This is a genomic window from Streptomyces sp. NPDC054883 (genome assembly GCF_053610645.1).
Map to the genome: position 1 here is coordinate 52,470 of NZ_JBSGYT010000043.1, position 10,778 is coordinate 63,247.

A 10,778-nucleotide genomic window follows, 5' to 3' on the forward strand; every position below is an offset into this window, starting at 1 on the left:
CGGCCGACGCCGGTTCAGCCCGCCTTGGCGGCGGGCTGCCAGCCGCTGAGCACCGTGTCGAACTGCTGGCGGGTCGTCGTCCAGTCGGCGGCCGGCCCCGACATGTAGACCGCGTACTCGACCTCGTCCGGCGTCACGTACATCTGCTCGACGGCCCGGCGCGGTCCGGCCTGGGCGCCCTTCTCGGTCCAGCTGAAGTCCCACAGGGCCGCCCGGGTGGTCCCCCGGAAGGTGTTCCCGTGCAGGTCGTGGCGCTTGTAGTCGGTCCGCTCGCGCAGCTGCTTCTCCAGGTCGAGCAGGTGCGTGTACGGGTTCGGCCAGTCCGGGCTCTTGTCGACGGCGATCCGGATGAAGTGCCTGCCGCCGTCCGGCGTGTAGTCGATCTGGTCGCCGTCCATCCGGCGTGACCAGTCGGCGGGGACGAACAGCGAGAAACCGGCCGGGTCGACGACCTTCTTCCATCCGGCCGGCGGGGCGACGGCATCGTTGTCGTCGTCCTGCTGCCCGTCCGGCGCGCTCGCGTTCTTGTCGGAGCCGCCGCCCCCGTCGCTGTCCTGCGTGTACTTGAGCACGCCGAAGACCCCGCCGCCGCCGATCAGCGCCGCCACCAGGGCGACGATCGCGGCCCGCCGGATCCGGCCCCGCACCGGGTTGCCGGGCAGCGGGTCCGGCCCCGGCCTCGCCGGCGGCTGCGGCTGCGGCTGCTCGGCGAGGTGGGCCGTCCGCGCCTCGGGCGCCCGGTCCGCCTGTGCCTCCCGCGCGGGGGCCAGTTCGGCGGGCGTCACCGCACGGGTGGGTACGTACGCCTGCGCCGCCTTCGGCTCCCGGCCCTCCATCGCCTCCAGCAGCATCCGCTCGGCCTCCTGCGCCGGGGGCCGCTCGGCGGGGTCCTTGCGCAGCAGGGCGGTGATGACGGGGCCCAGCGCGCCGGCCTGGCGCAGCGCGGGCGGCTCGTCGTTGACCACGGCCTGGAGGCTGGAGATCGGCGACGTACGGCGGAAGGGCGAGCGGGCCTCGACGGCCGTGTACAGGGTGGCGCCCAGCGACCACAGGTCGGAGGCCGGGTCGGGCGCCCCTCCCGTGACCCGCTCGGGGGCCAGGTAGTCGATGGAGCCGACCAGTTCGCCGGTGCGGGTGATCGAGGTGTCCCCCTCGATCGCCGCGATCCCGAAGTCGGTGAGCAGGACCCGGCCGTCCTTCGCGAGCAGCACGTTGCCCGGCTTCACGTCCCGGTGCAGGACGCCGACCGCGTGCGCCGCGCGCAGCGCGCCCAGTACGTGCAGACCGATCCGGGCCGCCTCGCGGGGCTCGATCCGGCCGGCCGCCTTGGCCGCCTCGGCGAGCGAGGGGCCGTCGATGTACTCCATGACGATCCAGGGCCGGTCGTCGTGCTCCAGCACGTCATGGACGGTGACCACGGCCGGGTGCTGGATCCGGGCGGCGGCCCGGGCCTCCTTCTGCGTCCGGGCGTGCAGGACGTCCCGGTCGGCCTGCGCGACGTACAGACCCGCCGTCAGTTCCTTGACGGCCACCGTCCGGTGCAGCAACTCGTCGTGCGCGCGCCACACCTTGCCCATGCCGCCGCTGCCGATCGGCTCGACGAGCCGGTACCGGCTCGCGAGCACCGCGCCCGCGCCTGTCTGCTGTTCCACGAAACCCCGCCACTCTGTGCACTCCGGGCCAGATTACGGAGCCCCGGGCGATGCTCCCACCGCGCGGGGCCGGTGAGACCGCACTGTGACGGAATCGGCGCACTGACCGGCCGTCAGTCGCCGGTCAACCCCCGGTTCGGTAACTGGCCGTGGCCTTGTCGAAGACCTCGGTCACCCTGCCCTCTTCGTCCTGCGGACCCGTCACGAGCACCACGTGGTAGCTGCCGCCGAGCGCCACGACGAAATTGCGCGCGACGACGGACCGTCCGGCGGAGTCGATCCACGTGTACCGGCCGGTGGCCCGCAGCTGGTTGCCGACCTTGGTGGTCCGCACGTCGCCGCCGCTCGCCCAGGTGGAGGAGCGGTACGGGGACAGTTCCGGCTCCTTGTCCTTCTGGTACGTCGCCGGGTCGGGGCTGCCCTCGACCTTGTCCCGGCCCGGCACGACGGTCAGCGTGAACTGGCCGTCGGTGTACCGGACCTGGCCCGCCTCGTTGATGCCGCGCCGCTCCCAGCCCTCGGGGACGGCGATCTCGAAGTGCTCGGGGTCCTGCTGCGTCGTGTACCCGGGCGGCGCCGGGGCGTTCGTCTGCGGAGCCGGCTTGGACTCGGGGCTGCCGGAGGGCGTCCCGGCGCTCGCCTTGGGCGGTGTCCGGCCCGGCGCGGGCGTCGTGGGCACGCCCGGGGCGGCCTGCGGGGGCTTCGCCGTCCCCGGGTCGGCGGACCGGGGCATGAACAGCACCGCGTACGCCACCGCCGCGGCGAGCACCGCGAGGATCCCGACCAGCAGGGTCCGGCCCAGGGAACGCGGGGCCCGGGCGGTCTCCGCGCTGCGGTGGCGGCCGTGCACCTCACCGCGCCTGCGCACGACGGGCAGCCGCGCCGGGTCCGGTTCCGGCATCGGCAGCATCGCGGAACCGGCGTCCGGCTCGGGCGCGGAGCGGATCAGGGACCGCAGCCAGCCGCGGAGTTCCTCGAAGTCGGGCCGCTCGGTCGGGTCCTGGCGCAGCAGCGACTCCACGACCGGGCGCAGCGGGCCGCACTCCTCGGCGAAGGCGGGGGGCTCCGCGCACACCATCTCGACCAGCTCGGCGACGCTGTCCTCGGGGTACGGGGCGTGGCCCTGGACGGCGCGGTACAGCAGCGCGCCGAGCGCCCACAGGTCGGTGGCGGGGCCGACGGGCGGGGCCAGCTGCCAGTGGCCGTGCACGGGGCCGGCCTGTTCGGGCGCCCACCGCTCGGTGACGGCCCCGACGACGGCCATCCGGGTCTGCCGCGCGCGCTCGGCGTCGAGACCGGTGCGCGGGCCGCCGGTCCAGCCGGGGGAGGCGGCGGGCGCGCGCTCGGGCTCCGGCGCGTAACCGGGGGCTTCGGCCTGGCGGTAGCCCTGGGGCAGGGCGAGTCGCGCGGGCAGTGCGGGCCGGGCCGGGGGCGGCTCGGCGGGCCCCGGCTGCGGCTCCGCCGGGTGCTCGGGCCCGGAGTCCGGGCGGCGGCGCGGGGTGGCGCCGTGCCAGGGCGCGGCGGCGGCCGTGTCCGGGCCGCCGTAGGGGTACGAGTACCCCTGCGGCAGGTTCGAGCCCCCGGGCAGCGCCTCGGGCCGGGGCTCCGGCAGGCCGGCCGCCGCGGCCCGGCGTTCCTCGCCGACCCGGGCGGCGGCGGCCCGCGCCCCGGCCCGGTAGGCGGCGACGGTCCCGGCGCGGGCGGCGGCCTGCCGGTCTGGCCCGTCGTCCTGCGGCCCGGACTCGGGGCGCGCGTCCGGCCGGATGTGGTCGGAGTAGCGGGGCCCGGTGTCGTACCCGGGCGCGACGAGCGGCGCGTAGACGGGGGCGTACGGCCCGGCCTCGGAGCCCGCTCCGCACTCCTCCGCCGCGGGACCGGAAGCGTACGACTCCGCCTCGGACGTCGGCCCGAACGCCTCCGCGCCCGCACCGGAGGCATACGGCTCCACCTCGGCCGCAGGCGCGAGCGCCTCGGCGCCGGGGCCCGGGCCGTACGGCTCGTCCCCGCCCGTCCCGGTGGCCGGGGCGTCCCACCCCGCCCCGCCCCTCCCGCCACCGCCGTCGGAACCATCGGGCACCGGGTCGTACCCGCACAGGGCCTCCTCGGCGGCGCCCGCCGCCAGACCCGTCAGGACGACCCGCCCGTCCTCGCATATCAACACGGTCCGGACGGTGATGTTCCGGTGGGTCCAGCCGTGCGCGTGCAGCACCCGCAGCGCGGTCAGCACGTCGGAGGCCACCTCCGCCGCCCGGTAGGGGCTCAGCGGCTCATCGGCGATCAGGGCGGCCAGCGGTCTCGCCGGCACCAGTTCGCTGACTATCCACAGCGACCCGTCCTCCGCGAAGACGTCGAAGACCTGGTCCAGCCGCGGATGGTCGGGCACCGAAGCCGCCGCCTGCGCCGCGGCGATCGCCCGGCGCACCGCCGGAAGCTCCCCGGACGGGCGCCGCCCGGCCACCGGCCCGCGCGTCCCGTCCAGCAGCTCCGCGTCCACGACCTCCGGCAACGGCACCTGCCGTACGAGGACTTCCTGCCCGCTGCGCGTGTCGAAGGCCCGCGTCTCGACGAGCTCGTACTCGTCCGACGGCGGCAGCGGCAGACGGTAGCGGTCCGCCAGGATCCGCCCCGCGTAGTCCTCCACTCCGCCTCCCCCGAGTGCGCCGGGCCCCTTTGGTCCCCGCGGACACGATACGTCGCCCGAGGCGCCCACGTCCCGGGCCTGACGAGGCCCGCCCCGGTCGGGGGACCACCCGGGGGTCAGCCCATGATCTGGAAGGTCTGGAACGCGGTGTCGCGCAGCTGGGCGCACTCCGGGGCGTCCCACTGGTCGGCGGCGCAGCTGATCATGATGGCGTAGCCGTGCTTGGCGTCCGCCCGGAAGCCCCGGTTGAGGACCCGGACCTTGGTTCCCTGCTGCTCGCGTTCGAACTCCCAGTCCGCGACGGTCGGGTAGCCGCGGTAGTCCACGGTGTCCATCCGGAGCAGGTGGTAGCCGTTGCTGCTGGACTCGACGGCCGGGGCCAGCGCGAGCCAGGCGGCGCGGGCGTCCTTGCCCGGGCTGCCGGTGAAGTCGACCTGGATGCGCGGGAACCCGCCGTCCCGGCTGTATATGGCGCCGGAGTTGTCGCCCGCCGTGCCTGTCTGGTGGAAACCGGCGGGCATGGCCATGGAGAAGTGAAACCGGACGTCCGTCACCTGTGCGTAGCCCGCCGGCAGCGCCCCGCCCGGGGATCCCGGGGTGGCTCCCTGACCCTGCGTCTGGCCCTGGCCCTGGCCCTGGCCGGGGTTCGCTCCCGCGCCGTTGGCCGCGCCGCCCGGGGACGTGCTCGGGTTCGGGGTCGGGGTGGGGGTGGAGGCCGTAGAACCGCCCGTGGACGGGCGGGGGCCGGGGGTCCGCGACGCGGACGGCTGCGGGCCGCCCTTGCCCTCGTTCTTGCGGGAGTCCGAGTCGTCACCGCTGAACGCGTAGGCGATCAGGGAGCCGACCAGTGCCAGCACGACCACCACCCCGGCTATCGCCAGGGCTATGGTGCGGCGCGCCATCACGTCGGTCAGCGGCGCCACGGCCTTCGCGGGCCGCGCCGGGGGGGCCTCGGCGGCCGAGGCGGCGGCTGCCGCCGCGGCGGCCTTGCGGGCGGACTTCAGCGCGGCGCGGGCCCGCTCGCGCTGCTCCTTCTCGCGCCGCTCGCGTTCCTTCTTCTCCGCCTTCGCCGCGGCGGCCTCCGCCGCTCGGGCCGCCTTCTCCGCCTTCTCCGCCTTCTCGGCGTCGGCCTTGTCCGCCGCCGCCTGGGCATCGGCCAGGGATATGGCCCGGGTCTGCTCGACCGCCGGGGGCAACACCTCAGGGGCGGGCGCGGGTTCGGGGGCGTTGATGACGGCGGTGAGCATGGCCCGCGCCCGCGTCTCGTCGAGCCGCTGGGCGGGGTCCTTGGCCAGGAGTCCGTAGATCACCTCGGTCAGCGGCCCCGCGTTCTTCGGCGGGTCCACCTGCTCGGTCATCACGGCGGTGAGGGTGGCGAGCGCGGAGCCCTTGTCGTACGGGGGCACTCCCTCGACGCAGGCGTACAGCAGCCCGCCGAGCGACCACATGTCGGCGGGCGGGCCGGGCTTGTAGCCGCGTGCGCGCTCGGGGGAGATGTAGGAGGGGGCGCCGACGAGCATGCCGGTGGAGGTGATGGAGGGGTCGCCCTCGACCTGGGCGATGCCGAAGTCGGTGAGGACGACCCGGCCGTTGTCGGCTATGAGGACGTTGGACGGCTTCACGTCGCGGTGCAGGATGCCCTGGCGGTGCGCGGCGCTCAGCACGTCGAGCACGGCGAGACCGACCTCGGCCGCCCGACGGGGGGTCAGGGCGCCGTGCTCGCGGATGTACTCCGCGAGCGAGGGTCCCTCGATGAGCTCCATGACGATCCACGGGCGGGCGTCCTCGTCGACGACGTCGTAGACCGTGACTGCGCCGCCGCTGCGGATGCGTGCGATGGCCTTGGCCTCGCGGAGGGTACGGGTGATGAGCCGGCGCTTCTCGTCCTCGTCGACCCCGTTGCCGAAGCGGAGTTCCTTGACGGCGACCGTCCGGCCGAGGACCTCGTCCCCGGCGCGCCACACGGTGCCCATGCCGCCCTTGCCGAGCACGGCCCCCAACCGGTACCGCCCGGCCAACAACCGCCCCCGGTCCGCCGCGTCGCCATCAGCGGCCTTGACCGCGCGGGTCTTGGCGTCGGCGGACTTCGCATCCGCGGGCGGTGCGCCGGCGGGCTCGGCGTCCACCGGCTCGGCAGCCTTCGCCTTCGCAGCCACCGGCTCGGCGTCGCGCGGCGTACCGCCACCGCCGGCCGCGGGCTGGCCCGAACCGCCGCCAACACCCTTCGCACCGGCCCGCTCCGGCGTCGCCTTGCGCAGATCCGCCTTCGCGCCCGCCGGCTCGGCAGCGGCCGGCTCGTCGGCCGCTGCCACCGGATCCGCCGGCTGCTCGGGCACGCGCTTCGCCGCCTTCGGGGCCGCCTTCGCGGGGGCCGTCTTGTCCGGGTGCCGCTTCGCGTCTTGGGACTCCGCCTCGCCCGCACCCCGATTCGCAGCGGCAGCTCCCCCGGCGGCAGCGCCGCCGGCAGGCGATTCGGTGTGATCCGGCTTCGACATGCGTCCCCTCTGCGATCGTGCAGCCTGCCCCGGCTGCCCCGGCAGCGGCCGGGGGGCATGGTAAACCGCCCCGGCAGAACCCTCATTGTTGCTCACTCCGCAACGGACGGACGCCCCGGGTCCGCGGTTCCCCCTCCCGGATCCCGGAGTTACAACGGAACGATGTCGGGCGCCCCGAGCCGCGCCGCGTCCGCCGTCTGGTCGTCCGGCTGGCGCTGCGATTCCCGCTCGGCCTCCACCCGCTTCTCGTAGTGCTCGACCTCCTTCTCGATCTGCTGCTTGTCCCAGCCCAGAACCGGAGCCATCAACTCCGCGCATTCCCGCGCCGATCGCGTCCCCCGGTCGAACGTCTCGATCGAGATCCGCGTGCGCCGCGTCAGTACGTCGTCAAGGTGCCGCGCTCCCTCGTGCGAGGCGGCGTACACCACTTCTGCCCGCAAGTAGTCGTCCGCACCCGACAGCGGCTCGGCCAGGCCCGGGTCGGCCGCGATCAGGTCCAGCAGTTCCTCCGTCAGCGAGCCGTACCGGTTCAGCAGGTGCTCCACCCGCGCCACGTGCAGGCCCGACCGGCCGGCGATCCGCGCGCGCCCGTTCCACAGCGCCCGGTACCCCTCCGCCCCCACCAGCGGCACGTCCTCCGTCACGCACTCGGCCACCCGCTGGTCCAGCCCGTGCACGGCCTCGTCCACCGCGTCCTTCGCCATGACCCGGTACGTGGTGTACTTGCCGCCCGCGACCACCACCAGCCCCGGCACCGGATGGGCGACCGTGTGCTCGCGCGAGAGCTTGCTCGTCGCGTCCGACTCGCCCGCCAGCAGCGGCCGCAGGCCCGCGTACACGCCCTCGACGTCGTCCCGCGTCAGCGGCACCGCCAGCACCGAGTTCACGTGCTCCAGCACGTAGTCGATGTCGGCGCTGGACGCCGCCGGATGCGCCTTGTCCAGGTCCCAGTCGGTGTCCGTGGTCCCCACGATCCAGTGCCGGCCCCACGGGATGACGAACAGCACGGACTTCTCGGTCCGCAGGATCAGCCCGGTGGACGAATTGATCCGGTCCTTCGGTACGACCAGATGGACGCCCTTCGACGCCCGGACGTGGAACTGGCCGCGCTCGCCGATCAGCGCCTGGGTGTCGTCCGTCCAGACACCCGTCGCGTTGACCACCTGCTTGGCGCGGATCTCGTACTCCCCGCCGCCCTCCACGTCCCGCACCCGCGCGCCGACCACCCGTTCGCCCTCGCGCAGGAACCCGATCACCCTCGACCGGTTGGCGCAGTGCGCCCCGTACACGGCGGCCGTCCGGACCAGCGTCGTCACGTACCGGGCGTCGTCCATCTGGGCGTCGTAGTACTGCAGGGCCCCCACCAGGGCGTCCTTGCGCAGCGCGGGTGCGATCCGCAGCGCGCGCTTGCGGGAGAGGTGCCGGTGGGTCGGCAGGCCCCGGCCGTGCCCGCTGGACACCGACATCGCGTCGTAGAGGGCCACGCCCGAACCGGCGTAGAACCGCTCCCACGCCTTGTGCTGGAGCGGGTAGAGGAACGGCACGGGCTTGACCAGGTGCGGGGCCAGCCGCTCCAGCAGCAGGCCGCGCTCCTTCAGCGCTTCGCGCACGAGCGCGAAGTCGAGCATCTCCAGGTACCGCAGACCGCCGTGGATGAGCTTGCTCGATCTGCTCGACGTGCCCGAGGCCCAGTCTCTCGCCTCCACCAGCCCGGTCGAGAGGCCTCTGGTCACGGCGTCGAGGGCGGTTCCGGCGCCGACCACGCCCGCACCGACGACCAGCACGTCCAGTTCGCGTTCGGCCATTGCGGCGAGCGCCTCGGCGCGCTGCGCCGGTCCCAGTGTCGCTGTCCTCACGGCTGCCTCCCGTTGGTGCGGGCGAACCCGCTCGATGCGGGCGAACCCGCCTGCTGCGGGCGTACCCGCACACATCCCCGTCCACGATTCTCACCGGCCGCCGCCGACTCGGCCACCGCCTGTGGACAACACAACGGTAGCCATCCCCCCGGAATGCGACATTTCTGTCATATATATGCCTAGTCTGACATTGCGCCTCCTTCGATCATCCCCAGGCTTGATCACCCGAAGACTCGCGCGCCCAGCCCGCTCATGTAAGGGAAGGGAAGGGACGGCTACCCCCATGCCCGCAGATCTCGCCGTCATCGGACTCGGCCACCTCGGCCTCCCCCTCGCCCAGGCGGCCGTCGCCGCCGGAATCGAGACAGTCGGCTACGACAGCGGTCCGGCCACGGACAGCACCCTCACCGCCGCCGAGATCCGCCGCATGTCGGCGGCCGGCTTCCGGATCACCACCAACCCCGCCGAGCTCGGCCGGGTCCGCACCGCCGTCATCTGCGCCCCCACCCAGCTCGGCGCCGACCGTGCCCTCGACCTCTCCGCAGTCGGCGAGGCCGGCCACACGCTCGCCGCCCGGCTGCGGCCGCACACCACCGTCATCCTCGAATCCGCCGCCCATCCGGGTGTCACCGAGGACTACCTGCGCCCGATCCTCGAAGCGGGCTCGGGCCTGCGCGCCGGCCGGGACTTCCACCTGGCCTACTCCCCCAGCCGCCTGGACCCGGGCAACCGCACCCACGGCATCGCCAACACCCCCAAGGTCATCGGCGGTCTCACCCCGGCCTGCACCGAGTCGGCGCACGCCTTCTACGCCCGCATCACCGAGAAGGTGGTCCGGGCCCGGGGCCTGCGCGAGGCCGAGACCGTACAGCTGCTGGAAACCAACTACCGGCACGTCAACATCGCCCTCATGAACGAGATGGCGGTCCTCTGCCACGACATCGGCGTGGACCTCTGGGACGTGATCCGGTGCGCGGAGACGAAGCCGTACGGGTTCCAGGCCTTCCGTCCCGGGCCCGGCGTCGGCGGCCACGGCATCCCCCTGGACCCCACCTACCTCCCCCACACCACCCGCACCCCGGGCCACCCGCTGCGCATGGTCGGGCTGGCGCAGGAGATCAACACCCGGATGCCGCAGTACGTCATCCAGCGCTCCGCCACCCTGCTGAACGAACACGGCAAATCCGCCCGCGGCGCCCGCGTCCTGCTGCTCGGGGTCACCTACAAGCCGGACCTCGCGGACCAGGAGGGCTCCCCGGCGCCGGAGATCGCGAGCCGGCTCATCGACCTCGGCGCGCTGATCAGCTACCACGATCCGTACATCTCCGGCTGGCGCGTCCGGGACCGGCCGGTCCCCCGCGCCGAATCGTTGTACGAGGCCGCCGCGAACGCCGACCTGACGATCCTGCTCCAGCACCACCGCACGTACGACCTGCAAGGCCTCGCGGTGAAGGCCCAGCTGCTCCTGGACACCCGCGGCGCCAGCCCGGTCGGCGCCGCCCACCGGCTCTGACCTGCCGGGAACCCCCCTGCGGATGCCGGAGCGGCCTGCTAGCCTGCGGCGTCGCTTATCTCGCACTTACGTCCATCGGACGGTCGTGCGCACGCATCCCCGGGGGGACCCCTTCATGAGCCAGCAGTTCCAGCCGCCCGCGCCCTCGTCCTACACCGAGGTACCCGCCCCGGCGCCCGCCCGTTCGGGCAACGTGGGCCTCGGCATCCTGGCCGCCGTCGTGGCGGCCCTGGTCGCGGCGGGCGCCTACGGCGGCATCATGCACGCCATCGAGCGCCAGATCGGCTACGCCGCCGTCGGCGTCGGCCTGCTGGTCGGCCTGGCCGCCGGGAAGCTCGGTGGCCGCAACCCCGTACTGCCCGTGGCCAGCGCGGTCCTGTCGCTCGGCGCCGTCTACGCCGGCCAGCTGTTCTTCACCGCGCTCGTGGTCGCCGACGTCAACCACGTCGGCCTCGCCGACGTGCTGGACAAGGTCGGCATCGGCGGTCTGAACGACCTCTGGAAGGAGTCCTCCGACGTGATCGACTACCTCTTCCTGGCGATCGGCGGCTTCGTCTCCTTCGGCGCGGCCAAGAAGGCCGCCGCCTGATCGCGGACCGCTCGCGCCGATGGGCCCGGCTC

General features: G+C 74.2%; 6 protein-coding genes. 2 read left to right on the forward strand and 4 right to left on the reverse strand.

Features of this window, described 5'->3' with window-relative positions; all coding sequences use genetic code 11:
• Positions 1 to 14 precede the first annotated feature (14 nt).
• The 4 genes from ACWGH1_RS26840 to ACWGH1_RS26855 form a co-directional block, all read right to left on the reverse strand.
• Positions 15 to 1,652, reverse strand: a complete 1,638-nt coding sequence (locus ACWGH1_RS26840; RefSeq protein ID WP_453409075.1) for a serine/threonine-protein kinase — start codon at positions 1,650 to 1,652, stop codon at positions 15 to 17.
• A 124-nt stretch (positions 1,653 to 1,776) separates the two neighbouring features.
• Positions 1,777 to 4,293: a protein kinase gene (locus ACWGH1_RS26845; protein WP_453409076.1), complete on the reverse strand. Its 2,517-nt coding sequence runs from the start codon at positions 4,291 to 4,293 to the stop codon at positions 1,777 to 1,779.
• Positions 4,294 to 4,409: 116 nt separating this feature from the next.
• On the reverse strand, positions 4,410 to 6,788 hold the full coding sequence (locus ACWGH1_RS26850; protein ID WP_453409077.1) for a protein kinase domain-containing protein: 2,379 nt from the start codon (positions 6,786 to 6,788) through the stop codon (positions 4,410 to 4,412).
• A gap of 149 nt (positions 6,789 to 6,937) precedes the next feature.
• Positions 6,938 to 8,644: a glycerol-3-phosphate dehydrogenase/oxidase gene (locus ACWGH1_RS26855; RefSeq protein ID WP_453355777.1), complete on the reverse strand. Its 1,707-nt coding sequence runs from the start codon at positions 8,642 to 8,644 to the stop codon at positions 6,938 to 6,940.
• A gap of 283 nt (positions 8,645 to 8,927) precedes the next feature.
• On the opposite strand from ACWGH1_RS26855, the gene ACWGH1_RS26860 reads away from it, so the two are divergent.
• Complete coding sequence (locus ACWGH1_RS26860) at positions 8,928 to 10,157, forward strand: nucleotide sugar dehydrogenase (RefSeq protein ID WP_453355776.1); 1,230 nt, start codon at positions 8,928 to 8,930, stop codon at positions 10,155 to 10,157.
• Between the two features lie 115 nt (positions 10,158 to 10,272).
• The gene (locus ACWGH1_RS26865) at positions 10,273 to 10,746 is read left to right on the forward strand and encodes a hypothetical protein (RefSeq protein ID WP_453409078.1); all 474 of its coding nucleotides are present in this window, start codon (positions 10,273 to 10,275) and stop codon (positions 10,744 to 10,746) included.
• Positions 10,747 to 10,778 lie beyond the last annotated feature (32 nt).